Genomic DNA, 23,530 nt, shown 5'->3' with positions numbered 1-23,530 from the left:
GGAGCCGCCTGGATGGACAACCTCGCCCTGCTCAGCCTTCTCGCGCTCACCCCGATCCTGGTCGTCGGAGTCCTGCTCGTCGGGTTCCGTGTCCCCGCCATGTACGCGATGCCCGCCGGATACGTCGTCGTGGTCGCGATCGCCGTCCTCTTCTGGCGGACCGAATGGACGGCCGTCGCGGCCTCCACACTCCAGGGCCTGATCCTCGCCGCGGGCCTGCTCTACATCATCTTCGGCGCGCTGCTCCTGCTCTCCACGCTCACCAGGAGCGGGGCCTCGCCACCATCCGCCGCACCTTCACCGACATCACCCCCGACCGCAGGATCCAGGCGATCATCATCGGCTGGCTGTTCGGCAGCTTCATCGAGGGGGCCTCCGGGTTCGGCACCCCCGCCGCCGTGGTCGCCCCCCTCATGCTCGCCCTGGGCTTCCCCGCCATGGCCGCCGTCATGGTCGGGATGGTCATCCAGAGCACCTCGGTCAGCTTCGGCGCGGTCGGAACCCCGATCCTCGTCGGCGTCGGAGGCGGCCTGGACGGCGGGGGAGGGGTGGCGGCCCGCGCGTCCGAACTCGGCATGAGCTTCCCCGAGTACGTCACCGAGATCGGCTTCCAGACCGTCCTGCTGCACTCGATCACCGGAACCCTCGTCCCGCTGCTGATCTGCTGCATGCTCTGCGGCTTCTACGGAGAGAACCGGCGCTTCTCCGACGGCCTCGCAGTGTGGAAATTCGCTCTGTTCAGCGGGCTGGCCCTGACCGTCCCCTCGCTTCTGTACAACTACTTCCTCGGGGTCGAGTTCACCAGCCTCCTCGGCGGACTCACCGGCCTCGTCATCGTCGTGCTCGCCGCGCGCAGGGGCTTCCTCATGCCGAAGCAGGTCTGGGACTTCCCGCCCAGGGAGGACTGGCTGGCCCGTTGGACCGGGCGGATCGAGTCCGGCAACGGCGACCAGCCGTCCGACACCGGACGCCGCGTCGGGTTCCTCAGTGCGTGGGCCCCCTACCTCCTGGTCGCGGCCCTGCTCGTGGCCACCCGCACCGTGGAGCCGGTCAAGGAGTGGCTGTCCGGCGTCACCGTGGGCGCCAGCGACATCCTCGGCACCTCGATCGGGGACTCCGTCGCCCCCCTCTACTCGCCCGGGGCCACGTTCATCCTGGTCTGCCTCGTCACCTACGGGCTGCACCGCATGCGGGCCAGGGAGATCGTCGACTCCTGGCGGATGGCCGGTTCCCAACTGGCCGGGGCCGCCGTCGCCCTGCTCTTCGCCGTCCCCCTGGTGCGGGTCTTCATCAACACCGGGTCGGAGTTCGGCACCACCGCCCTGGAGAGCATGCCGCTCACCCTGGCCACCGGGGCCGCCGAGCTCGGCGGGCACAACTGGCCGCTGCTGGCACCCTGGATCGGAGCCCTGGGCGCCTTCGTGGCCGGGTCCAACACCGTCTCCAATCTCATGTTCTCCCTGTTCCAGCACTCGACTGCCGAACGCATCGGCGTCCCGCCGGAGAACGTCGTCGCGGCCCAGGCCGCCGGTGGCGCCGCGGGGAACATGATCACCGTGCACAACGTGGTGGCCGCCTCCGCCGTGGTCGGCCTCGCCGGGAGGGAGGGCGACATCCTCCGCCAGACCGTGGTGCCGCTGACCTACTACCTGCTGATGGCCGGTTCGCTGGCGTACCTGTTCATCCACGGACCCGGAGCCAACGCCGGTCTGCTCATGCTCTGCCTCACCCTCGCGGCCACCGCCGCCACCCTGTGGTGGCTGTGGCGCAACGACCGCCACAAGCCCCTCCCGGGCACGACGAGCGGCTCGCGGGCGCCGGAGAAGGGTCGGGAATAGGTACTGGTCCCGGCATGGTTGATGGTCTGGCAAACTGGTATCAGGGAACGGACGTCCTCCCGAGGGGGAGTGCACGCCGCCCTCTTACCTGGATCGCCGCGACACCGGTTCGCGCATGGTCAACGAACACCGCCCCACCTCCGACGGTGGTGCGGTCGTCATGCGTCCGGCGGTCGCGCACTAGCAAGGAGACACACATGCAGGCCGAAATCCACCCCGAGTACGTCCCGACCGAGGTGACCTGCACCTGCGGGGCCCAGTTCGTGACGCGCAGCACCGTTACCGAGGGCAAGATCCGCGCCGACGTGTGCTCCGCGTGCCACCCCTTCTACACCGGCAAGCAGAAGATCCTCGACACCGGTGGCCGGGTCGCCCGCTTCGAGAAGCGCTTCGGCAAGCGCAGCTAGCGCTGCCCGTCGCCCGGCGGTGCCGCCCCTCCCAGGAGCGGGCGGCGCCACCGGGTATCCAGGCGGTTCCCCTCACGGGGCGGACGGACAGGGCGAGCGACAAGACGGGAACGTGGGAAAGTGAAGCTGGACGACCTCCTTGGGGAGTACTACGAGCTGGAACAGCAGCTCGCCGACCCCGAGGTGCACGCCAACCAGGCCAAGGCGCGCACGCTGGGCAAGCGCTACTCACAGCTCACCCCGATCATCGAGGCCTACCGTCAGCTCAAGGAGGTCGAGAACGACATCGACGCCGCCCGTGAGCTGGCCGCCGAGGACTCCTCCTTCGCGGAGGAGGCCGACCGCCTGACGGAGGAGGCCGAGCAGCTCACCGAGCGCCTGCGCGTCCTGCTCGTCCCGCGCGACCCCGCCGACGACAAGAACCTCATCATGGAGGTCAAGGCCGGCGAGGGCGGCGAGGAATCCGCCCTGTTCGCGGGAGACCTGGTCCGCATGTACCTGCGCTACGCCGAGCGCCAGGGGTGGAAGACCGAGGTCATCAACGCCACCCACTCCGACCTGGGCGGGTACAAGGACATCACGATCGCCTTCAAGAACAGGGGCACTCCCGAGCCCGGCTCCGGCGTGTGGCCCATGCTCAAGTTCGAGGGCGGCGTCCACCGGGTCCAGCGCGTCCCGGTCACCGAGTCCCAGGGGCGCATCCACACCTCCGCCGCCGGTGTCCTCGTGGTCCCCGAGGCCGAGGAGATCGAGATCGTCATCAACGACAACGATCTGCGCATCGACGTCTACCGCTCCTCCGGGCCCGGCGGACAGAGCGTCAACACCACCGACTCCGCCGTCCGGATCACCCACCTGCCGACCGGCATCGTGGCCTCCTGCCAGAACGAGAAGAGCCAGCTCCAGAACAAGGAGCAGGCCATGCGCATCCTGCGCGCCCGCATCTTCGCCGAGGCCCAGGCCAGCGCGGACGCCGAGGCCTCCGCCGAGCGCAGGAGCCAGGTCCGCACCGTGGACCGCTCCGAGCGCGTGCGCACCTACAATTTCCCGGAGAACCGCATCTCCGACCACCGCGTCGGCTACAAGGCCTACAACCTCGACCAGGTCCTCGACGGGGAACTGGACGGGGTCGTCAAGGCCCTGGTGGACGCGGACACCAAGGAGAGGCTCGAAGCCGCCCAATCATGAACTTCCTGCTCGACGAGGTCGCCCGCGCCACACTGAGGCTCGCGGAGGCGGGCGTGGCCTCACCCCGTACGGACGCCGAGGAACTCGCGGCGTTCGTGCACGGTGTCCGTCGAGGGGAACTCCACGCCGTCTCCGACGCCGACTTCGACGCGCGCTACTGGGAGTGCGTCTCCCGCCGGGAGGCGCGCGAACCCCTCCAGCACATCACCGGCCGCGCCTACTTCCGCTACCTGGAGCTCCAGGTGGGGCCGGGGGTCTTCGTTCCACGTCCGGAGACCGAGATCATGGTCGACTGGGCCATCGAGACCCTGCGCGCCATGGACGTGGCCGACCCCCTCGTCGTGGACCTCGGCTCCGGCTCGGGCGCGATCGCGATCTCCATCGCCCAGGAGGTCCCCCGCTCCCGGGTGCACACCGTGGAGATCGACCCCGGCGCCCTGGCGTGGACCCGCCGCAACATCGAGGCCACGGGGCACGCCGACCGCGTCACGTCCCACGAGGGCGACATGCGCACCGCCCTGCCCGAGCTGAACGGCCGCGTCGACCTGCTCATCAGCAACCCGCCCTACGTCCCCACCCAGGAGGCGGGCCTGATCCCGCCCGAGGTGCGCGACTACGACCCGGCGCCCGCCCTGTGGTCCGGCGAGGACGGGCTGGACATGATCCGCGAACTCGAGGCGGTCGGCCGCAGGCTGCTCCGCCCCGGCGGCGCCATGGCCGTGGAACACCACGACGGCCAGGGCATCGACATCCCCCGACTCTTCCCCGAGGACCGGGGCTGGCGCGACGTCCTCAACCGCAAGGACATGGCCCGGCGCGACCGCTTCGTGGTCATGCGCCGCGCCGACGGCGACGGTTAGCCCCCGTGGCCGCCGAACCACACCCCCCATCCCCACCGCAGGACCGGCAAGCAGGTCCGGTCGACCGAGATTGAGGTGAACGCTGGTGAGCCGCATCTACGACTGCGCGGACGAGACGGCCCGCAAGGACGGCATCGCCGACGCCGCGTCCGCGGTACGCCGAGGCGAACTCGTGGTGCTGCCCACGGACACCGTGTACGGCATCGGGACCGACGCCTTCAGCCCGAAGGCGGTGGCCGGCCTCCTGGAGGCCAAGGGCCGCGGTCGGGACATGCCGCCGCCGGTCCTGGTGGGCTCCATGCGCGCGGCCACCGCGCTCATCGAGGACCTGGGCAACCACGGCCGCGACCTCATGGAGGAGTTCTGGCCCGGCCCGCTCACGCTGGTGTGCACCGCCACCCCCAGTCTCTCCTGGGACCTGGGCGACACCAAGGGCACCGTCGCGGTGCGGATGCCGATGGACCCGGTCGCGCTGGAACTGCTCAAGGAGACCGGTCCCATGGCGGTGAGCAGCGCCAACAAGTCCGGTCAGCCCGCCGCCGCCACGGCGGAGGACGCGATCGAGCAGCTCGGCGACGAGGTCGCGGTGTACCTGGACGGCGGTGAGGCGGAGAGCCCGGTGGCCTCCACCATCGTCGACCTCACGTACGCGGTCCCCCGGGTGCTGCGTTCCGGAGCGATCTCCATCGAGCAGCTGCGCTCGGTGTGCGGCACCGTGATCGGGGAGCTGCGCAAGGGCCGGACCAAGCCGAAGAAGGCGCAGGAGGAGTCCGAACCCGAAACCGAGGCGGCAGCCGAACCGCCGGAGCCGGGGACCACCGAGCCGGAGGCCGAAGCCTCCAAGGACACCGACCGCTCCGAGAGCTAGAGGGATCAGGCAGTGCGGGAGTACGCGCTCACCTTCGTCATCGCCGCCGCGGTGACCTACCTGCTGGTCCCGCTGGTACGCCGACTGGCGATCGCCTTCGGCGCCGCGCCTCCGGTGCGCGACCGCGACGTGCACACCGAACCCATCCCACGGCTGGGCGGGTTGGCGATCTACGGGGGGTTCGCGGCCGCGCTGCTCATCTCGGCGCAGCTGCCGCACCTCCAGAACGTCTTCGTCGCCAAGACCTGGATCGGTCTGCTGCTGGCGGGCGGCCTCATCACCGTCATCGGCGTCATCGACGACCGGTGGGGGATGGACGCGCTCAGCAAGCTGGCCGGTCAGGTCGCGGCCGCGGGCATCCTCGTCTGGCAGGGCGTCCAGCTGCTGTGGCTGCCCCTGCCGGGTACACAGCTGTCACTGGGGCCGTGGCTCGGGGCCATGGTCTCCATCCTGCTCATCGTGGTGACCATCAACGCGGTCAACTTCGCGGACGGACTGGACGGCCTCGCGGCGGGCATCGTCGGCATCTCGTCGCTGGCCTTCTTCGCGTACTACTACGTGGTGGCGGTGGAGCAGGGCTTCGTCCGCCAGTCCTACCCGGCGATGATCGCCATCATCCTGGCCGGGACCTGCGTGGGCTTCCTCTTCCACAACTTCCACCCGGCCCGTGTGTTCATGGGCGACACCGGCTCGATGCTGCTCGGCCTGCTGCTGACCTCCATCACCATCACGGTCACCGGCCAGTTCGACGCCAACACCGCGAGGGAGGAGTTCAACTCCTCGGGCCTGGTGGTCTTCCTGCCGATCGCGCTGCCGTTGCTGGTGATCGCCCTGCCCCTGTCGGACCTCGTCCTGGCCGTGCTGCGCCGGACGCTGGCGGGCAAGTCCCCGTTCGCCCCGGACCGGGGCCACCTCCACCACCGGCTCCTCGACATGGGGCACACCCACACCCGCGCGGTGCTGCTCATGTACCTGTGGGCGGGGATCGTGGCCTTCGCCGCCGTCTCGCTGTCGATCTTCGACTCGGCCCTGATCGTCCTGACGGTCACCGTGCTGGTCGCCACCTGTGCGGTCGGTCTCATCGCGCTCCCGCGGCTGCGCCGCCGAGGACTGCTGCCGTGGGACCGCGGGAACAGGCCCGCCAGGAGCGCAGATCACCATCGGTCAACCGATGGATAAATGCGGGGTCACGTTCGGGACCGAGGTCCCGACAGCCGTTCCGAATGTGCGCTGGTGTGAAGCTCGCGGCAAGTGTGGGCAAGGTGACACAAGTTCCGAAGACGCCGCCGAACGGGGCTTTCGCGAGGCGTTAAGACCGCGTTAAGGGCACCCTGGATTTGGCACCAAAAACCTTGTGATAGCTTTCACGAGCAGGTACTCACTGAACCCCACGGAGCTTCGTCATGCAGGAACACGACGCCCGGATTCTCCGCGGCGCCGCGCTTCCGAGCGCCGCGTGCGGGGTCCTGGCCATCGCGGTCTCGGGCCTTCTCGCGGGAGCGGCCGGAGCTCTCAGCTCGGCCTTGGCGGTCGGCATCATCCTGGCCTGTTTCGGCCTGGGGCAGTGGGCGGTCATGATGGTCACCCGGAGGAACAGGGACCTGTTCCTCGCCGCGAACCTGCTCGGTTTCGTCGTCAAGATGGCGCTGCTGGGCATTCTGTTGGTGACCCTGGGCCGGAGCCCCCTCATCACGGACCTCAGTAGCAACGCCTTCGTCTACAGCGCGTTGGCCGTCGTACTGGCCTGGCTGGGTGGGCAGACCTGGGCCACTTCCAGGGCGAAGATCCTTCACGTGGACCCGAGCGAGAGCTCGGAGAACACGTGATGGGGTGCCCCGCCGCGACCCGTCGGAACGGGCGTAATAACCTGTTCCAGGGCAGCCGGGCTGCCAAGTCCCAGCCGAGCCCCACATGCTATATTCCGGAGCGAGATGAGCAGCGAACCAGCCAGCAAGAAGGGCTCCAGTGCGCCTCCAGCACCGCGAGAGTCCGACGGTTGGGCGCTCTTCTCCACTCTGCTCGCGGGTGTGCTCGTGTGGAGTGCGATCGGCTGGGGTGCGGACAGGCTCCTGGGATTCCAGGCCCTCTTCCTGCCCATCGGGGCCGTTCTCGGCATGGTCGGCTCGATCTATCTGATCGTCGCCAAGACACGCCACCTCTGAGCTCCCCGCAGTTCCGCGTCGCCCATCTCGCGACGACGCTTGCAGTCACAACCATCAACGAGGCTTTCTTGCGTCACGACGAAAGGATTCGCCGTGAGTGCTGACGTGCGCATTCTCGCGGCCGAACCGGGTTGCCATCTCTTCGGCGACAACGGTTGCGGGTTCACGGCCCCCACTATCGGGATGTTCTTCCCCGAACCGTGGTTCGCCAACATCCCCGGCAGCGCGGGCATCGACCTGTACCTGGTTCTGTTGCTCGTCGCGGTCGGTGCCGTCCTGCTTCTGTGGTCGTGGTTCAGCAAGAAGCTGAGCCTCGTCCCCGGCCGCAGGCAGAGTGTCGGCGAGCTGCTCATCCTGTTCATCCGGGACAACATCACCCGGCCGACCATGGGTGAGAAGGGTGACAAGTTCATCCCGTTCATGACGGGCATCTTCTCGCTCATTCTGGCCATGAACTTCACCGGCCTGATCCCGGGCATGCTCCCGGTCAACAGCAACCTCGCCTTCACGGTGATGTTCGCGCTCACGATCTACGTGATGACGATCGTGATCGGCATCAAGCACCAGGGCGGCTGGGGCTACTTCCGGAACCAGATCTTCCCCCCGGGCATGCCCAAGTGGATCTACGTCCTGGTCACCCCGATCGAGATCCTCTCGGTCTTCCTCATCCGCCCGGTGACGCACGCCCTGCGTCTGTTCGCGACCATGTTCGCGGGCAGTCTGCTGCTGGCCGTGTTCGCCTACGGCGGCTGGTACATGCTCAACCTGACGGCGGAGCCGATGCTCGCCGCGGTCTCCGTGTTCTACTCCGGTGCCGCGCTGCTCGGGTACATCGCCTTCTTCGTCTTCGAGATCGCGATCATGCTGATCCAGGCCTTCGTGTTCACGCTGCTCGCGAGCCTGTACCTCAACCAGTCGCTCGAAGCGGCTCACTAAAGACCCCCTCCACGTTCCCCCGATCCCCTGATCGGACCAGGACGCGGAGTGCTGAAGACCCGTCCAAACCGGCGAACTGACCAATCGCAGAACGCGACGCCGGACGTCGAGTAAAGGGAAACACCATGGACATCGCTGCGATCACCGGCAACATCAACACCATCGGTTACGGCATCAGCGTCATCGGCGCCGGTATCGGTGTCGGTATCGTCTTCGGTCTCGGTATGCAGGCCATCGCCCGCCAGCCCGAGGCCCGCGGCCCGCTCCAGACCAACATCTACCTCGGCTTCGCCCTCATCGAGGCCCTGGCCATCCTGGGCTTCGTTCTCGCCTTCGCGGCTCCCGGCGCCTAGTCGGAATCGCCAACCGTTTTCTGATGGCAACTGACGCGAAGGAGGGCTGACCATGCTGTTGGAGTTGGCAGCCGAACCAAACATTCTGCGGATCGACTGGGTGAAGTTCACCTTCGGCGCGATCGCGCTCGCCGTGGTCTACTTCTTTGTGGTCCGCAAGTCGGTCCCCAAGGTCATGAAGGTCCTCGACGAGCGTCACGACGCCATCGAGGGCGGCATCGAGCGGGCCAAGAAGGCCGAGGCCGAGGCCGAGGAGATCCGCCAGCAGTACCGCGAGAAGCTCGAAGAGTCGCACCGCGAGTACGCGCAGGAGCTCGAGAAGGCCAAGGAGCAGCGTGCGGCGATCATCGCCGAGGCTCGCGAGGAGGCCCAGGTCGAGGCCCAGCGCATCATCGACTCCGCCAAGGCGCAGATCGAGGCGGACCGGCAGCAGGCCTTCGTCCAGCTCCGTGGCGAGATCGGCACCCTGTCCACCGAGCTCGCGAGCCGCATCGTCGGCGAGACGCTCAGTGACAGCGCCGCTCAGACGCGGGTGGTGGACCGGTTCCTCGAGGAGCTGGGCCAGGACGAGAGCGCGAAGCAAGCCGAGGTGCGCTGATGCGTGGTATCAGCCGTAACTCCCTGGCTGAGGCGATCCGGCGCCTGGACGAGAACGTCCTGGCGTCGGCCGGCGCCGGGAACGCGGTCTCGCTGGGCGGCGAGCTCTTCGAGGTCGTCGCCCTGGTCAGCGGTGAGCACTCGCTCCGCCGCTGGCTCGCGGACCAGGCCAACGACCCCGAGAAGAAGACCGCCCTGATCGGTCAGATCCTCGAGGGCAAGGTCTCGCCGTCCACGGTCATCGTGGTCAGCGACGTCGTCTCGCAGCCGTGGTCCACCGGGCGCGACATGCTGGACGCCCTGGAGCGGACGGCGGTCTACGCGACCGTCGCCTCCGTCGAGGGCACCCGGCTGGACGAGCTCGAGGACGAGCTGTTCCGCTTCCAGCGGATCGTCGTCGCCGAGCCCGCGCTGCGCTCGGCCCTCACCCGTGAGGGTGTGGCCGACGCCCACCTGAACGCGCTGATCGAGAACCTGCTCTCGGGCAAGGTGAGCGCCGCGACGCTGGCTCTGGTCAGCCAGGCGGTCACCCACCCCCGGGGTCGTACCCTGGAGCAGGCGCTCGACAACTTCGGACAACTGGTGGCCGAGCGCGCGAAGCGCTTCATCGCCGTCGTCCGTACCGCCCACGCGCTGACCGAGACCCAGCAGACGCGCCTGCGCACCCTGCTGAGCCGCAAGTACGGCCGTGAGATCCACCTGAACATCGAGGTCGCCCCGGAAATCCTGGGTGGACTCTCCATCCAGGTGGGTGACGAGGTTATCGACGGCACGATCGCCGGGCGCATCGCTGAGGTCCAGCGCCGCCTGGCCGGCTGACGCGAAGACAAGCAAGCACGCACGGCGCCGGCCCGGCGCCATTTGAGAGCAAGGACAACGTAGAGATGGCGGAGCTGACGATCCGGCCGGATGAGATCCGGGACGCGCTACAGCGCTTCGTCCAGTCGTACGAGCCTGACGCCACCCGCGCTGAAGAGGTCGGTACCGTCACCTACTCCGGTGACGGCATCGCCCGCGTCGGTGGCCTTCCCTCGGCGATGGCGAACGAGCTGCTGGAGTTCGAGGACGGCACACTGGGCATGGCCCAGAACCTTGAGATCGGCGAGATCGGTGTCGTGGTGCTGGGTGACTTCACCGGTATCGAGGAGGGGCAGAAGGTGCGTCGCACCGGCAAGCTCCTCTCGGTCCCGGTGGGCGACAACTTCCTCGGCCGTGTGGTGGACCCCCTGGGTAGCCCCATCGACGGCAAGGGCGAGATCGAGACGAGCCAGACCCGCGAGCTTGAGCTCCAGGCCGCGACGGTCATGGAGCGCCAGCCCGTTGGCGAGCCGCTCCAGACCGGCATCAAGTCGATCGACACGATGACCCCGGTCGGCCGTGGCCAGCGCCAGCTGGTCATCGGTGACCGGCAGACCGGCAAGACCGCGATCGGTATCGACGCGATCATCAACCAGAAGGCGAACTGGGAGACCGGCGACCCCACGAAGCAGGTGCGCTGCATCTACGTCGCGGTGGGTCAGAAGGGCTCGACCATCGCCAGCGTGCGCGGCGCCCTCGAAGAGGCCGGCGCGATGGAGTACACCACCATCGTGGCCTCCCCGGCGTCCGACCCGGCCGGCTTCAAGTACCTCTCCCCGTACACCGGTTCCGCCCTCGGGCAGCACTGGATGTACGAGGGCAAGCACGTCCTCATCGTCTTCGACGACCTGACCAAGCAGGCCGAGGCCTACCGCGCGGTCTCCCTCCTGCTGCGCCGCCCGCCGGGGCGTGAGGCCTACCCGGGTGACGTCTTCTACCTCCACTCCCGTCTCCTGGAGCGTTGCGCCAAGCTCTCCGACGAGCTGGGTGCGGGTTCGATGACGGCCCTGCCGATCATCGAGACCAAGGCGGGCGACGTCTCGGCGTACATCCCCACCAACGTCATCTCCATCACCGACGGTCAGGTCTTCCTGAACTCGGACCTGTTCAACCAGGGCCAGCGTCCGGCGATCGACGTCGGTGTGTCCGTCTCCCGTGTCGGTGGCGCGGCCCAGACCAAGGCCACCAAGAAGGTGTCCGGCACGCTGCGTCTGAGCCTGGCCCAGTACCGCGAGCTCGAGGCGTTCTCCGCCTTCGGTTCGGACCTGGACGCCGTCTCCAAGCAGCAGCTGGAGCGCGGTGCGCGCATGATGGAGCTGCTCAAGCAGGGTCAGTACTCGCCGTTCTCCATGGAGAAGACGGTCGTCTCGATCTGGATGGGTAACACCGGCCTGATCGACGAGGTCCCGGTCGAGGACGTCCGCCGCTTCGAGGAGGACTTCCTGTCCTACCTGGACCGCGAGCACAAGGCCGTTCTCGACACGATCCGGGACACCGGCAAGTTCGAGGACGACAGCCAGAAGACGCTCCAGGCCGCCATCGAGAAGTTCAAGGTGAGCTTCCAGACCTCCGCCGGTACCCTCCTGGGCACCGAGGCGGAGACCGAGGCGCTCGCCGAGGAGAAGGTCGGCCAGGAGACCATCAAGGTCGCCAAGGGCGGGAAGTAACCCATGGGTGCACAGCTTCGCGTCTATCGCCGGAGGATCCGAGCGACGAAGGCGACGTCGAAGATCACCCGTGCGATGGAGCTGATCGCCGCCACGCGCATCACCAAGGCGCAGCGCGCGGCCGAGGCTGCCGGACCCTACGCACGGGAGATCACGCGGGCGGTGTCTGCCCTGGCCAGCCGGGTGACCGATCACCCGCTGCTGACCGAGGCCGAGAACCCCACCCGCGCGGCCGTCCTGGTCGTCACCAGTGACAAGGGTCTGGCCGGCGCCTTCTCGACCAACGTCATCAAGGAGGCCGAGGCCCTCACCCAGCTCCTGCGGGAGCAGGGCAAGGAGGTCCTCACCTACATGGTGGGTCGCAAGGGTGCGGCCTTCTACAAGTTCCGCGACCGCCCGGTCGAGGAGTCCTGGGAAGGCATCACCGAGCGTCCGACCTACGCGCACGCCCAGGAGATCGGCACCGCTCTCATGGAGCGGTTCTCCCAGGACACCGCCGAGGGCGGTGTCGACGAGATCCACGTCATCTCCACGGAGTTCGTGTCGATGCTGACCCAGCGGGCGGGGGCGGTCCGCGCCCTCCCGTTGGAGGTGGAAGAGGTCGACGCAGAGGAGCTCGAGCAGAGCGTCGGTGGCGAGGCCCTGCCGCTCTACGAGTTCGAGCCCTCCGCGGAGGAGGTCCTGGACCAGCTGCTCCCGCAGTACGTGGTCAACCGGATCTACGCGTCCCTCCTGGAGTCGGCCGCCTCCCAGCAGGCGTCCCGTCGGGCGGCCATGAAGGCCGCGACCGACAACGCGGAAGAACTCGTCAAGAACCTGACCAGCCTGGCCAACCAGGCTCGTCAGGCCGAGATCACCAATGAGATCAGTGAGATTGTCGGCGGTGCCGATGCGCTCTCTGGGTCCAGCGCGGGAAGTGAGTAACAGAAGTGACTGCGACAGTTGAAGGTACGGCCGGCGCTGGCACCGCCACCGGCCGCATCGCCCGGGTCACCGGCCCGGTCGTCGACGTGGAGTTCCCCGTCGGCTCCCTGCCCGGCATCTACAACGCCCTGCACACCGACGTGAGCATCGGTGGCACGGAGAAGGTCGTGACCCTGGAGGTCGCCCAGCACCTGGGTGACAACCTGGTCCGCGCCATCTCCCTGGCCCCGCAGGACGGCATGGTCCGTGGCGCCGAGGTCCGCGACACCGGCGCGCCCATCAGCGTGCCCGTCGGCGACGTCGTCAAGGGCCACGTGTTCAACACCCTGGGCGAGTCCATGGACGTGCCCACGGCCGAGCTCGGCGTGACCGAGCGCTGGCCGATCCACCGCAAGGCTCCGGCCTTCGACCAGCTCGAGTCCAAGACCGAGATGATGGTCACGGGCATCAAGGTGATCGACCTCCTCACCCCGTACGTGCGCGGTGGCAAGATCGGTCTCTTCGGTGGCGCGGGTGTGGGCAAGACGGTGCTCATCCAGGAGATGATCACCCGAATCGCCCGTAACTTCGGTGGTGTGTCCGTGTTCGCCGGTGTCGGTGAGCGCACCCGTGAGGGTACGGACCTCTTCCTGGAGATGGACGAGATGGGCGTCCTACCGGACACCGCCCTCGTCTTCGGCCAGATGGACGAGCCGCCCGGCACCCGTCTGCGCGTGGCGCTCTCGGCTCTGACGATGGCGGAGTACTTCCGTGACGTCCAGGGCCAGGACGTTCTGCTCTTCATCGACAACATCTTCCGTTTCACCCAGGCGGGTATGGAGGTCTCCACGCTGCTGGGCCGTATGCCCTCGGCCGTGGGTTACCAGCCCAACCTGGCTGACGAGATGGGTCAGCTCCAGGAGCGGATCACCTCGACGCGTGGTCACTCGATCACCTCGATGCAGGCGATCTACGTGCCCGCGGACGACTACACCGACCCGGCGCCGGCGACCACCTTCGCCCACCTGGACGCGACGACCGAGCTCTCCCGCCCGATCTCGCAGAAGGGTATCTACCCGGCGGTCGACCCGCTGGCCTCCACCTCCCGCATCCTGGACCCGCAGTACGTGGGCGAGGAGCACTACCAGGTGGCCCAGCGCGTCAAGGAGATCCTCCAGCGCAACAACGACCTCCAGGACCAGATCGCCATCCTCGGTATGGACGAGCTGTCCGAAGAGGACAAGATCATCGTCAACCGGGCTCGTCGCCTGGAGCGCTTCCTCTCGCAGAACATGTTCGTGGCCGAGAAGTTCACCGGCACCCCGGGTGTGTTCGTTCCGCTTGAGGAGACCATCGCGTCCTTCAAGGGTCTGTGTGACGGCGAGTACGACCACCTTCCCGAGCAGGCCTTCCTCGATGTCGGCAACATCGACATGGTCGTGGAGAAGGCCAAGAAGCTGCAGGAAGGCTAGTACTGCGCGTCAGTGTCCCCCCGCTCTGAGAGCGGAGGGCGACGGGCGGGGCTAGACCCGAGGCGGGGCCGAGTATCCATTCGTACTCGGCCCCGCCGAACCCACCCGCTAGCCGAGGAGTTTGTGGCAGTGTCGAAGAAGCTTTTCGTCGAGATCGTCTCTCCGGACCGCGAGGTCTGGGCGGGCGAGGGCGACATGGTCATCGCGAAGACCGTCGAGGGCGAGATCGGCGTCCAGCCCGGGCACGTCCCGGTGCTGTCGCTTCTGGCCGAGGACGCGGTCGTTCGCGTTCTGGGCGCGCGTGAGACCGGCGAGATCCGGGCCGCCGCCCACGGTGGGTTCGTCTCGGTTTCGGGTGAGGGCCGTATCTCGATCCTCGCCGAGACCGCCGAGCTCGCCGAGGACATCGATGTGGACCGTGCGCGCCAGGCGCTGAAGGACGCGGGCGAGTCGGGGGACAACCCGGCCGCCGCCCGTGCCCGCAGCCGCCTGCGTGCTGCTGGCGAGGAAGTCGCCTAGCGAAGCCGGGAGGCGACGAGACGTGGGTGTGGCACCGCTTCAGGGAACGCCGTGGTTGGAGTCCTTGTTGTGGGTGGTCCTCGCCGTCGTCCTGCTCGTCGTGCTGGTGCTCGGCACCGGCTGGATGCGACGGTTCGTGCTGCTGCGCAGCGGCGGGGCCGTCGAGTGTTACCTGCGTGCACGTGGGGAGAAGGGGCGTCGGGGTTCCTGGCGGATCGGCTTCGGCCGTTACGGCTCGGGTGACCTCGGGTGGTTCCCCGTCCTCTCCCTCAGACCGCGGCCGACAGTGCGACTGTCGCGCCGCGGTCTCGTCGTTGTGGGGCGCCGTGCCCCCGGATCCGAGGACGCCCCCCTACCCGCCGACGTCACGGTCCTGGAGATCGGCTGGGCGGGTGCGGACGGCAGTGACCCCGGTGAGGCGACCCTGGAGGTCGCGATGGGCGAGAGCGCGCTCACCGGGTTCCTGTCCTGGATCGAGTCGATGCCCCCGGGGACCCAGTGGCAGGCCTGACCGCCGCGCGGTAGGCGCCCCTGAGGTTCACAGGGGCGGTCCCCGTGTGTTTGCATGGGCCCATGAGTACCATCGTGGCTTTCTCAGTGTCCCCGCTCGGTAGCGGCGAGTCCGTCGCCCCGGCCGTGGCCCGTGCCGTCAGGGTCGTGCGGGAGAGCGGTCTGCCCAACGAGACCTCCGCCATGTTCACCACCGTCGAGGGCGAGTGGGACGAGGTCATGGACGTCGTCAAGCGTGCCGTGGAGGCCGCCGGTGAGGGTGCCGGGCGGGTGAGCCTGACCCTGAAGGCGGACGTCCGTGACGGCGTGACCGACGGCCTGCACAGCAAGGTGGAGGCCGTCGAGCGCGAACTCGGCGACCTCCACTGACGTCGTTTCCGGCGCCCCCGTCGGGCGCCGGAAAGGCCGGGATCAGCTCACCGCGGGGTCTCCCGTCGTCGCGAAGCGGGCCTTCGCGCTCTGGGCTCCCTAACGATCGCCGCCGGGCTTCCACAGGACCTCGTCGCCGTCTCCTGCGACGTGGCGGCCGAGGATGAACAGCAGATCCGAGAGTCGGTTGAGGTACTGCGCCGTGAGCGGGTTGACGCCGTCCCCGTGCTCCTCGATGGCCGCCCACACGGAGCGTTCGGCGCGGCGGACCACGATGCGGGCCGTGTGCACCAGGGCGACGGTGGGGGAGCCGCCGGGCAGGATGAAGCTGCGCAGGGTCGGCAGGTCCGCGTTGTAGGTGTCGCAGGCCTCCTCCAGCCGGGTGACGTACTCCGGCAGGACGCGCAGCGGCGGGTACTCGGGGTCGGGCACGATCGGGGTGGACAGGTCCGCGCCCAGGTCGAAGAGTTCGTTCTGCACCCGCAGCAGGAGGACGCGCACGTCCTCGGGGAGGTCTCCCAGGGACAGAGCCACGCCGATCGCGGCGTTGGCCTCCTCGGCGTCCGCGTACCCGACCAGGCGGGTGTCGTTCTTGGAGGTCCTGCTCATGTCGCCGAGCGCCGTCGTGCCGGCGTCCCCGGTACGCGTGTAGATCTTCGACAGTACGACCGGTTTGTCCGTGTCCCTTGTGCTCATGGCCCTCAGCCTAGGCGAGGGCGCGGCACCGGGCCCGTGGAGGGGCCCGAGCACGGGCGAGTCACGGAGGATAACTGTTCAGTATCGGGGGGTGAAGGTGATGTGGCTCACTGATACCTTGAGGCACGAGGGAGCTACACAACGTAGTTGCCGGCGGTGTTCACGCGCGGACACCCGGGCGGGACTGAGGGGGGTCGCCCGGAGGACCGTACGAGGGGGAGACATCGCGAGGGGCGGGTGGCGTGGGACCGGGGGGTTCACGCCACCCGCCCTCCAGCTTCTCCGGATCAGCGGTGGATCACGCGTCTAACGGAGCCAGGCGTCACCCTTGCGGGGCAGGTCCACCGTCACGGCGGACATCGACAGCACGCCGTTGACCGGGAGGGTGCTCTCGGCGAAGAACTCCACGCCGTGCGCGCCCGCCGCCGACAGTTCGGCCACCGAGTCCCAGTTGACGTTCTCCAGGGTGTCGTCGGCCGTGTGGTAGTACGGGTCGAACGCCTCGCCCGCCGTGCCGCCGTACCACTGCGCCTGCTCCTGCGACTTCACGCCGTCCGCGCCGCTGAACAGGCCACCGGAGGGCACACCGGCCTGCATGAAGGCGAAGTAGTCGCTGCGGCCGCTGAGCACACCGGGCTCACTGACCTGGTCCTGAGCCTCGAAGTAGTCCTCGAAGACCTTCGCGATCGCACCGGAGCCGGAGGGGGCGCCGCCGGACTCCGGCAGCTCCATCCGGCCGTCGAGCACGAACCGGCCGTAGTTGTGCGAACCGATCATGTCGAAGTTCAGGTAGAGCGCGAGGTCGTCGAGCTCCCGCTCGTCCAGACCGGCGACGTACTCGCTGGAGCCGACCAGGCCGGACTCCTCGGTGCCCCAGAAGGCGAAGCGCACCTGGTTGTTCGGGTCGGGCTGTTCGGCCAGGCGGATCGCGGTCTCCAGCAGGAAGGCGGTGCCGCTGCCGTTGTCGTTGATGGCGGGGCCCTCCTCGACCCCGTCAAGGTGGGCACCCACCATCACCACGTTGTCGTCACGTCCGCCGGGAGTCTGCGCGAGCACGCTGTAGGAGCTCTCCTGGCTGACCTGCGCGTCCACCGTGACCTGGAGCTCCAGGTCCGGGATCGACAGCAGGTCCGCGCCGACCAGGCCGGAGACGCCGACGGCCGGGATGGCGGACGGCTCGCCCACGGTGCCGAGGAAGACCTCGTCCTCGTTGTTGACGACCAGGGCCGCCGACGCGCCCGCGTCGGCGGAGTTGGTGACCTTGTCCTCGAACGGGCAGCTGCCGCGCACCGTGATGGCGACGGCGCCCTCGGGGAAGTCCGCGAAGTCGTCCGGGGAGCAGCCGCTCGCCGCACTGTCGGGGGCGACCGCGACCGCGGGGGCGGACACGTCGCCGGAGCCCGAGTAGCTCATGGTGACGAAGTCCTGGTCGAGCTCGTACGGGTGCTGCTTCGGCGCGGTCTGCGCGAGCACGGCGGGCGTGTTCTCACGCCAGGCCTCGTAGTCGTACTCGTGGCGGTAGGGCTCGTACCCCGCCCGCTTGAGCTGGTCCTCGACGTACAGTGCGGCCACGTCGTACCCGGGGGTGCCGCTGGCGCGGTTGCCCCCGTTGTAGCGCGCGATGGTGTCGAGGTTGGCCATGTGGGCCTCGATGGCCTCGGTCGAGACGAGGTCGGGGAGCGCGGCCTGGTCCGCGTGGGCCGGTGCGCCCGCCAGGGTGCCCGCGGTCATCATGAGGGCGGCGAGACCGGCGGTGGCGGCGGTGCGCCGCCTGGGGGAGGGAGACACGGCCGCTGTGTCGCGCGGGCTCCCATGGGTGGTCGGTTGCACGGACTTCCTCCGGTTCACGGGGGCCCATCGTGCCGTGGTGTGGGGGATGGACACCTGGGGTGGGCGAGGTACCGGAGAAGCCTCGCAGGAGGTTCCGGCCGCGGCAAGACATGGCGCGGGACATTGCCACAATCAGCCACAGACCTTACGGGAAGGTGCGCACTGTGGTTTGATGGACGGCCCGTAGGGCCCGGATCGTCGAGGTGAGCGGCGTTACGAGGCGCGGGACGGGCCCATCGCCCGCCCGGTCAGCCCTCGGTCTCCTCGCCCTCCTGGTGCTTGCGCGCACGGTAGCTGACCCCGACGCCGCCCATCAGGGCGACGCCCCGGATGTGCACGATCGGGGCGCCCGGATCGACCACGCTGGGGGTGTCGCCCTCGATCCCGAAGCCACCCATGATCGGGAGCCCGTGCAGGCGCACCTGGATGTCGTCGGGGACGATGACGCCGATGCCGCCCATGACCGCGCCGATCCAGATGGTGGTCTCGCGCTGGGTGAACCGGGCCTCGCGCAGGTCGAGTTCGACCCCGCCCATGGTGGCCACGGCGAAGAACCGGCGGGGGAGCACCCAGTTGCCGGAGCGGTCCGCGCCGCCCAGGAGGGCGATCGCCGCGTGACTGGTGGCGGGCTGGTCGCCGATCCGGCTCGCGCCGTACACGGGGCGCGGCGAGCGGAAGTCGGTCGGCGCCGGGAGACGGGCGGCCGCAGCCTCTGAACCGGGCAGGTCCTCGGTGAGGGGGACCAGTTCGCCGACGGTCTTGGCGCGGTACACGGAGTCCAACCGGTCGCTGTGTTCGTCCGGGTCCAGGCGTCCCTCGGCGAGGGCCTCCCGGAGCAGGTGCGCGACCGCGTCCCGGTCGGCGTCGGACGCGCGCATCCGGCCATTGCCGTCCTCGTGGGGGGTGATGTGGCTCATCTGTTCCATCATATGCCGATTCTGCCCTCCGCGGCGGTCCGCGGAATCGGGGACGGCCCCGGAGATGACCCTGAGACGGGCCCCGCTGGCCTACTTCTCGGGAAGAAGGCCCCGGCGCATCGCCTGGGACACCGCGGCGGTCCGGTCGCCCACACCCAGCTTCTCGTAGACCCGCATGAGGTGGGTCTTGACCGTCGTGGCGCTGATGTGCAGGGCACGGCCGATCGCCGCGTTGGTGAGCCCGTCCGCCGCCAGCCGCAGCACCTCGACCTCCCGGGGGGAGAGCGCGGGCCCCTCCGGCTCCGTGTTCCGCTGACGCACACCGGTCAGCAGTTTCCCAGCCAGCCGACCGCTGAGCACCGTCTCGCCGCGCGCCGCCGAGCGCACCGCGTCGGCCAGCTCGGCCCTCGGGGTGTCCTTGAGCAGGTAGCCGGTGGCGCCCGCCTCGACCGCGCGCAGGATGTCGGTGTCGGTGTCGTAGGTGGTGAGCACCAGCACGTGGACGCCCGGGTACTCGGCGCGGATGCGTTCGGTGGCCTCCGCTCCGTCGCCGCCGGGCATGCGCAGGTCCATCAGGACCACGTCGGGGAGCAGGGTCGCCACCCGGGCCACCGCCTCGGGGCCCGAGCCGGCGTCGCCGACGATGTCCAGGTCGGGCTCGGCGCTGAGCATGCCACGGATGCCCTCGCGGACCACGGGGTGGTCGTCCACCAGCAGGACACGGATCATGGGACGGCTTTCCTCTCCGGGACGGATCATTCGTCCGCGTCGTCGTGGGGGATGGCCAGGCGGACGGTGGTGCCCCCTCCGGGGGAGCTCTCCAGCTCAAGCACCCCGCCCACCGACTCCGCCCGGTGGCGCATGTTGGCCAGTCCGTTGCCGTGGGCGGGCAGTGAGGTGTCGAAGCCGAGCCCGTCGTCCTCGACGGTCAGCCGCACGCCGACGTCCGTGTAGGCGAGGGTGACCGTGGTGGTGCGGGCTCCGGCGTGCTTGCGGACGTTGGCCAGGGCCTCCTGTGCGGTGCGCAGCAGACAGATCTGGAGGTCGTTGGCGAGTTCCTCCGGTGCCCCGGTGACCTCGGCGTTCACGGAGATGCCGAGTTCCCGTCCGAGGCGTTCGCAGATGCGCCGGACCGACGCGTCCAGGCCCTCGTCGTCCAGCCGGAGCGACTGGCGGGCGGCCACCATGGCCCGGGTCTCGGCGAGGTTCTCCGCCGCCGTCTCGCGCATCAGCGCCAGGTGGCGGCGGGCGGTCACGGGGTCGCTGTCCAGCTCCGACTCCACCGCCTGGGTCAGGGTGATGATGCTGGTGAACCCCTGGGCCAGGGTGTCGTGCATCTCGCGGGCCAGGTGCTCCCGCTCGGCCAGGGCACCGGCCTCCTCGGACAGCCGGGACACCTCCTCGCGGCTGTGCCGCAGCGCCTCGATCAGCTCGTACCGTTCCGCGCTCTGCACCACGATCCGTTCGATCCAGGTCCCGAACCACAGGGCGTAGCCCAGGATCGCGCCGTTGATGAGCAGGCTGACACCGACCGAGGACCAGTCCTCCCAGCCGAGCAGGCCGTCCAACAGCGTCGGGAAGAGCAGGATCACGCCCACCGTCGCGACGGCGAGAACGCTCCCCACCGTCATGAAGCAGACCGGGGCGATCGCGATCAGCGCGAACACCAGGGTCGGGTTGATGATCACGGCGGGCACGCTGGGCAGGAGGAACAGCCCCATCAGTCCCAGGGCCCGGCCCGTACTCGGGAAGTCCTTCTCCGGGCTGATCAGCGGCCGGGCGAAGACCAGGTAGACCAACACCACCACGACCATCAGCGCCGCTGTCAGCCAGCGCCACTCCGGGGGGCCGGTGACCAGGGCCAGCACGATCACCGCCGCCATCGCGAGGGTGAAGGCCACGTGCCACCAGACGCCCATGTTCCACGCGTGCCGCTCGTCCCGGCCGGAGGACGGGTCCGGTCCGGTCGGGTCCGACCGGGCGGGGTCGGACCCCCAGGGCGCCGTCGTGTCCGGCCCCGGGGCCCGGTCCGTCGTCATCGTCATCCGTCCTTGCGTGTCTTCCATCGGAAGGTCAGAAGGGTCAGGACCAAGCCCACCACACACCAGCCCCCCAGGACCAGGGCGACCATGTGCAGGTCCCAGGCGCCGGACATCTCCATGACGGCCATCTCGTCAGGGAAGAACGCGGCCCGCATGCCCTGTGCCATCCACAGCAGGGGGAAGAGGGCGGCGCCGGTCAGGATCCAGTCCGGCATGAGGTGCACCGGGACGAAGATCCCGGAGGTGAACTGGAGCAGGAGGAAGGGGATGACCACCACGGCGGAGGCCGTCTGGGCGGTGCGGGCCAGCGAGCTCATGGCGATCCCCAGGAGGGAACAGCCGACCGTTCCGAGGACGAACACCCACGCGATGGTGGACCAGGCGGCCAGGGTGGACGGCATGGTCCCGCCGAAGAACAGGGCCGCGACGGCGAGCAGGAGCGCCATCTGGCCCACGGCGAGGAAGAGCACGAGGAGCGTCTTGCCGACGAAGTAGGCGCTGGGCGGCATGGGGGTTCCGCGCAGTCGGCGCAGTGCCCCCTGGTCGCGTTCGACGGCGATCGCGATGCCGAGGGTCTGGAAGCTCACCGACATCAGGCCCATCGCGATGAGCCCGGGCAGGTAGTAGTCGACCGCCGCCATCTCCATGTCGAACATGCCGTCGAAGATCGCCGCGAACATGACCAGGATCAGGGCGGGCAGCGAGAACGTGAAGATCAGGCTCTCCCACTCGCGGGAGAAGGTGCGGATCTCCATCCACCCCCGGGACAGGCCTACGCGCACGGCACCGGGCGGACGGCCCGGAGCGTCGGGGGCGGGGGTCGCGGCGGTCTCCGTCACGGTGTCGGTGCTCATGCCGCGCCTTCCTCGTTGGCCTGGTCGTCCTGGATCATGTCGAGGTAGATGTCCTCCAGCGTGGGGCGGTGCACGCTCAGCTCCGGGATCTCCCCGGGGATGCGCGCGCTCAGCTCGGACACCAGCCGGGTGGGGGTGTCGGTGCGCGTCTCGTGTCGGCGCCCGTCCTCCGTCCAGGAGACGGTGGCCTGGGCGGAGGCGCGGCCTCCCAGCTGCCCTGGGGCGTCCACGGCACGGATGCGTCCGCCCGCGATCACGCACACCCGGTCGGCCAGGAACTCGGCCTCCTCCAGGTAGTGCGTGGTGAGCACGATGGTGGTGCCCTGCCGGGCCAGGCCCTGGATGAGTTCCCAGAACTCGCGACGCGCCCGGGGGTCGAAGCCGGTGGTGGGCTCGTCGAGGAAGAGGAGTTCGGGGCGGCCGATGATGCCCAGGGCGACGTCGAGGCGTCGCCGCTGGCCGCCGGAGAGCGAGTCGGGAAGTGCCGTGGCCTTCTCCGTGAGGCCGACCATCTCCAGGACCTCGTCGGCGCTCAGCGCCCGGGGGTAGTAGCCAGCGAAGTGCCGGAGGACGTCGCGCACCCGCAGCTTGGGGACCATGGTCTCCTTCTGCCACACGATCCCGATCCGGGAGCGCCAGGCCCGGCCCGCCCTCCCGGGGTCCTCACCCAGCACACGGACGTCGCCGCCGCTGCGGGTGCGGAAGCCCTCCAGGATCTCCACAGCCGTGGACTTGCCCGCGCCGTTGGGCCCGAGGAAGGAGAAGACCTCGCCCCGGGGGACGCTCAGATCGATCCCCGCGACCGCGTGGGTGTCGCCGTAGCGTTTGGTGAGGCCCTCGACCTCGATGACTGTTGCGCTCATACCCCCAGCGTCCCGTGGACGCGGCGCGGAGGGTGTCCCCCGGGGGGACCGACCGCTGTCCTCCGAACGGAGGACAGCGGGGGTCAGAACAGGCGCAGGGTGTCGGGCTCGATGCCGCGCAGCTCGTCGTAGTCGAGGACCACACAGGTGATGCCCCGGTCCTCGGCCAGGACCTTGGCCTGGGGCTTGATCTCCTGGGCCGCGAACACGCCGGCCACCGGGGCCAGGGAGGGGTCGCGGTTGAGGAGTTCGAGGTAGCGGGTGAGCTGCTCCACGCCGTCGATGTCCCCGCGGCGCTTGAGCTCCACCGCGACGGTGTTGCTGCCGCCGTCGCGACAGAGGATGTCCACGGGACCGATGGCCGTGGGGTACTCGCGGCGGATGAGCGTGTAGCCGTCGCCCAGCGTGGTGATGTGCTCGGCGAGCAGTTCCTGGAGGTGGGCCTCGACACCGTCCTTCTGGAGGCCGGGGTCCTTGCCCAGCTCGTGCGCGGAGTCGTGCGTGACCTCCTCGATGGTCAGCACGAGCTTCTCACCGGACTTGCTGTGCGTGACCGTCCACACGTCGGGACCGTCCTCGACCGTCTCCTCGCGGAGTTTGCACGGCGGGTTCATCCAGTTCAGGGGTTTGAACGCCCGGTCGTCGGCGTGGATGGACACGCTCCCGTCGGCCTTGATCAGGATCAGGCGGGGAGCCATGGGCAGGTGGGCGGTGAGTCGGCCGACGTAGTCGACGCTGCACCGCGCGATGACGAGACGCACGGGACGTCACGTTACCGCCTCCGCCGCGCCCGCGAACCCGCTTCCGGGGAGGGACCACGC

25 protein-coding genes and 1 pseudogene are annotated in these 23,530 nt (G+C 69.1%); 18 read left to right on the top strand and 8 right to left on the bottom strand.

Features of this window, described 5'->3' with window-relative positions:
• The first annotated feature begins 12 nt into the window (after nucleotides 1-12).
• From ADX84_RS17025 to ADX84_RS16940, 18 genes and pseudogenes are all read left to right on the top strand, one after another.
• Nucleotides 13-1,838, top strand: a pseudogene (locus ADX84_RS17025) (L-lactate permease).
• Between the two features lie 197 nt (nucleotides 1,839-2,035).
• Nucleotides 2,036-2,245, top strand: coding sequence for a 50S ribosomal protein L31 (gene rpmE / locus ADX84_RS17020; RefSeq protein WP_049575481.1), 210 nt, complete (start codon nucleotides 2,036-2,038; stop codon nucleotides 2,243-2,245).
• A 120-nt stretch (nucleotides 2,246-2,365) separates the two neighbouring features.
• Entirely contained in the window at nucleotides 2,366-3,433 is a 1,068-nt protein-coding gene (gene prfA, locus ADX84_RS17015; RefSeq protein ID WP_049575478.1) for a peptide chain release factor 1, read from the top strand.
• Nucleotides 3,430-4,293, top strand: coding sequence for a peptide chain release factor N(5)-glutamine methyltransferase (gene prmC, locus ADX84_RS17010; RefSeq protein WP_049575474.1), 864 nt, complete (start codon nucleotides 3,430-3,432; stop codon nucleotides 4,291-4,293). The genes prfA and prmC overlap by 4 nt, the downstream gene beginning before the upstream one ends.
• Before the next feature lie 85 nt (nucleotides 4,294-4,378).
• Nucleotides 4,379-5,161: an L-threonylcarbamoyladenylate synthase gene (locus ADX84_RS17005; protein WP_049575471.1), complete on the top strand. Its 783-nt coding sequence runs from the start codon at nucleotides 4,379-4,381 to the stop codon at nucleotides 5,159-5,161.
• A 12-nt stretch (nucleotides 5,162-5,173) separates the two neighbouring features.
• Nucleotides 5,174-6,340: an MraY family glycosyltransferase gene (locus ADX84_RS17000; protein WP_049575466.1), complete on the top strand. Its 1,167-nt coding sequence runs from the start codon at nucleotides 5,174-5,176 to the stop codon at nucleotides 6,338-6,340.
• Between the two features lie 224 nt (nucleotides 6,341-6,564).
• Nucleotides 6,565-6,987 carry a hypothetical protein gene (locus tag ADX84_RS16995; RefSeq protein ID WP_017546075.1) on the top strand — a complete coding sequence of 141 codons (423 nt, stop codon included), beginning with the start codon at nucleotides 6,565-6,567 and terminating at the stop codon, nucleotides 6,985-6,987.
• A gap of 105 nt (nucleotides 6,988-7,092) precedes the next feature.
• Nucleotides 7,093-7,323 (top strand): hypothetical protein, encoded by a 231-nt coding sequence (locus ADX84_RS26395; protein WP_049575463.1) that lies wholly within the window; start codon nucleotides 7,093-7,095, stop codon nucleotides 7,321-7,323.
• 105 nt (nucleotides 7,324-7,428) lie between these two features.
• A complete protein-coding gene (gene atpB, locus ADX84_RS16985) occupies nucleotides 7,429-8,259 on the top strand; it encodes a F0F1 ATP synthase subunit A (RefSeq protein ID WP_049575532.1) in 831 nt (276 codons plus the stop codon).
• 125 nt (nucleotides 8,260-8,384) lie between these two features.
• Nucleotides 8,385-8,612 (top strand): ATP synthase F0 subunit C, encoded by a 228-nt coding sequence (gene atpE, locus ADX84_RS16980; protein ID WP_017546078.1) that lies wholly within the window; start codon nucleotides 8,385-8,387, stop codon nucleotides 8,610-8,612.
• A gap of 52 nt (nucleotides 8,613-8,664) precedes the next feature.
• Entirely contained in the window at nucleotides 8,665-9,210 is a 546-nt protein-coding gene (gene atpF / locus ADX84_RS16975) for a F0F1 ATP synthase subunit B (RefSeq protein ID WP_049575460.1), read from the top strand.
• Nucleotides 9,210-10,028 (top strand): F0F1 ATP synthase subunit delta, encoded by an 819-nt coding sequence (locus tag ADX84_RS16970; RefSeq protein WP_049575457.1) that lies wholly within the window; start codon nucleotides 9,210-9,212, stop codon nucleotides 10,026-10,028. Before atpF ends, ADX84_RS16970 begins: the two co-directional genes overlap by 1 nt.
• 65 nt (nucleotides 10,029-10,093) lie before the next feature.
• Nucleotides 10,094-11,734, top strand: coding sequence for a F0F1 ATP synthase subunit alpha (gene atpA, locus ADX84_RS16965; RefSeq protein WP_017546081.1), 1,641 nt, complete (start codon nucleotides 10,094-10,096; stop codon nucleotides 11,732-11,734).
• 3 nt (nucleotides 11,735-11,737) lie between these two features.
• Nucleotides 11,738-12,658, top strand: a complete 921-nt coding sequence (locus ADX84_RS16960) for a F0F1 ATP synthase subunit gamma (RefSeq protein WP_049575452.1) — start codon at nucleotides 11,738-11,740, stop codon at nucleotides 12,656-12,658.
• Nucleotides 12,659-12,663: 5 nt separating this feature from the next.
• Complete coding sequence (gene atpD, locus ADX84_RS16955) at nucleotides 12,664-14,109, top strand: F0F1 ATP synthase subunit beta (protein ID WP_017546083.1); 1,446 nt, start codon at nucleotides 12,664-12,666, stop codon at nucleotides 14,107-14,109.
• A 129-nt stretch (nucleotides 14,110-14,238) separates the two neighbouring features.
• Entirely contained in the window at nucleotides 14,239-14,628 is a 390-nt protein-coding gene (locus ADX84_RS16950; protein WP_017546084.1) for a F0F1 ATP synthase subunit epsilon, read from the top strand.
• A 55-nt stretch (nucleotides 14,629-14,683) separates the two neighbouring features.
• Nucleotides 14,684-15,139, top strand: a complete 456-nt coding sequence (locus ADX84_RS16945; RefSeq protein WP_234004035.1) for a DUF2550 domain-containing protein — start codon at nucleotides 14,684-14,686, stop codon at nucleotides 15,137-15,139.
• A 62-nt stretch (nucleotides 15,140-15,201) separates the two neighbouring features.
• Nucleotides 15,202-15,507: an MTH1187 family thiamine-binding protein gene (locus ADX84_RS16940; protein WP_049575447.1), complete on the top strand. Its 306-nt coding sequence runs from the start codon at nucleotides 15,202-15,204 to the stop codon at nucleotides 15,505-15,507.
• 99 nt (nucleotides 15,508-15,606) lie between these two features.
• Here ADX84_RS16940 and ADX84_RS16935 read toward each other — a convergent pair whose 3' ends face one another.
• From ADX84_RS16935 to nucS, 8 genes are all read right to left on the bottom strand, one after another.
• Nucleotides 15,607-16,203: a cob(I)yrinic acid a,c-diamide adenosyltransferase gene (locus tag ADX84_RS16935; protein ID WP_049575444.1), complete on the bottom strand. Its 597-nt coding sequence runs from the start codon at nucleotides 16,201-16,203 to the stop codon at nucleotides 15,607-15,609.
• Between the two features lie 306 nt (nucleotides 16,204-16,509).
• Nucleotides 16,510-17,937, bottom strand: a complete 1,428-nt coding sequence (locus ADX84_RS16930) for a M28 family peptidase (RefSeq protein ID WP_234004039.1) — start codon at nucleotides 17,935-17,937, stop codon at nucleotides 16,510-16,512.
• A gap of 344 nt (nucleotides 17,938-18,281) precedes the next feature.
• Nucleotides 18,282-18,962, bottom strand: a complete 681-nt coding sequence (locus ADX84_RS16925; RefSeq protein WP_049575436.1) for a DUF1707 domain-containing protein — start codon at nucleotides 18,960-18,962, stop codon at nucleotides 18,282-18,284.
• A 78-nt stretch (nucleotides 18,963-19,040) separates the two neighbouring features.
• Nucleotides 19,041-19,679 (bottom strand): response regulator transcription factor, encoded by a 639-nt coding sequence (locus ADX84_RS16920; RefSeq protein ID WP_049575433.1) that lies wholly within the window; start codon nucleotides 19,677-19,679, stop codon nucleotides 19,041-19,043.
• A 26-nt stretch (nucleotides 19,680-19,705) separates the two neighbouring features.
• Nucleotides 19,706-20,995 carry a sensor histidine kinase gene (locus ADX84_RS16915; protein WP_199776625.1) on the bottom strand — a complete coding sequence of 430 codons (1,290 nt, stop codon included), beginning with the start codon at nucleotides 20,993-20,995 and terminating at the stop codon, nucleotides 19,706-19,708.
• Nucleotides 20,992-21,846 (bottom strand): ABC transporter permease, encoded by an 855-nt coding sequence (locus ADX84_RS16910; RefSeq protein WP_049575425.1) that lies wholly within the window; start codon nucleotides 21,844-21,846, stop codon nucleotides 20,992-20,994. The genes ADX84_RS16915 and ADX84_RS16910 overlap by 4 nt, the downstream gene beginning before the upstream one ends.
• Nucleotides 21,843-22,709, bottom strand: coding sequence for an ABC transporter ATP-binding protein (locus ADX84_RS16905; protein ID WP_049575422.1), 867 nt, complete (start codon nucleotides 22,707-22,709; stop codon nucleotides 21,843-21,845). The genes ADX84_RS16910 and ADX84_RS16905 overlap by 4 nt, the downstream gene beginning before the upstream one ends.
• A gap of 83 nt (nucleotides 22,710-22,792) precedes the next feature.
• Complete coding sequence (gene nucS / locus ADX84_RS16900) at nucleotides 22,793-23,470, bottom strand: endonuclease NucS (RefSeq protein WP_049575419.1); 678 nt, start codon at nucleotides 23,468-23,470, stop codon at nucleotides 22,793-22,795.
• Nucleotides 23,471-23,530: the final 60 nt, after the last annotated feature.

The organism is Nocardiopsis sp. SBT366 (assembly GCF_001083815.1).
GTDB lineage: Bacteria > Actinomycetota > Actinomycetes > Streptosporangiales > Streptosporangiaceae > Nocardiopsis > Nocardiopsis prasina.
The sequence above is the reverse complement of the archived record's forward strand: the minus strand, read 5'-3'. Positions and strand labels throughout refer to the sequence as shown.

Coding starts and splice junctions, on each gene's coding strand:
- ADX84_RS16940 (WP_049575447.1), top strand. CDS start 15,202: ATGAGTACCATCGTGGCTTTCTCAGTGTCCCCGCTCGGTAGCGGCGAG.
- ADX84_RS16925 (WP_049575436.1), bottom strand. CDS start 18,962: ATGATGGAACAGATGAGCCACATCACCCCCCACGAGGACGGCAATGGC.
- atpA (WP_017546081.1), top strand. CDS start 10,094: ATGGCGGAGCTGACGATCCGGCCGGATGAGATCCGGGACGCGCTACAG.
- ADX84_RS16920 (WP_049575433.1), bottom strand. CDS start 19,679: ATGATCCGTGTCCTGCTGGTGGACGACCACCCCGTGGTCCGCGAGGGC.
- ADX84_RS16995 (WP_017546075.1), top strand. CDS start 6,565: ATGCAGGAACACGACGCCCGGATTCTCCGCGGCGCCGCGCTTCCGAGC.
- prmC (WP_049575474.1), top strand. CDS start 3,430: ATGAACTTCCTGCTCGACGAGGTCGCCCGCGCCACACTGAGGCTCGCG.
- ADX84_RS16915 (WP_199776625.1), bottom strand. CDS start 20,995: ATGACGATGACGACGGACCGGGCCCCGGGGCCGGACACGACGGCGCCC.
- rpmE (WP_049575481.1), top strand. CDS start 2,036: ATGCAGGCCGAAATCCACCCCGAGTACGTCCCGACCGAGGTGACCTGC.
- ADX84_RS16910 (WP_049575425.1), bottom strand. CDS start 21,846: ATGAGCACCGACACCGTGACGGAGACCGCCGCGACCCCCGCCCCCGAC.
- ADX84_RS16970 (WP_049575457.1), top strand. CDS start 9,210: ATGCGTGGTATCAGCCGTAACTCCCTGGCTGAGGCGATCCGGCGCCTG.
- ADX84_RS16905 (WP_049575422.1), bottom strand. CDS start 22,709: ATGAGCGCAACAGTCATCGAGGTCGAGGGCCTCACCAAACGCTACGGC.
- ADX84_RS16935 (WP_049575444.1), bottom strand. CDS start 16,203: ATGAGCACAAGGGACACGGACAAACCGGTCGTACTGTCGAAGATCTAC.
- ADX84_RS16960 (WP_049575452.1), top strand. CDS start 11,738: ATGGGTGCACAGCTTCGCGTCTATCGCCGGAGGATCCGAGCGACGAAG.
- ADX84_RS16930 (WP_234004039.1), bottom strand. CDS start 17,937: ATGATGACCGCGGGCACCCTGGCGGGCGCACCGGCCCACGCGGACCAG.
- ADX84_RS26395 (WP_049575463.1), top strand. CDS start 7,093: ATGAGCAGCGAACCAGCCAGCAAGAAGGGCTCCAGTGCGCCTCCAGCA.
- atpE (WP_017546078.1), top strand. CDS start 8,385: ATGGACATCGCTGCGATCACCGGCAACATCAACACCATCGGTTACGGC.
- atpF (WP_049575460.1), top strand. CDS start 8,665: ATGCTGTTGGAGTTGGCAGCCGAACCAAACATTCTGCGGATCGACTGG.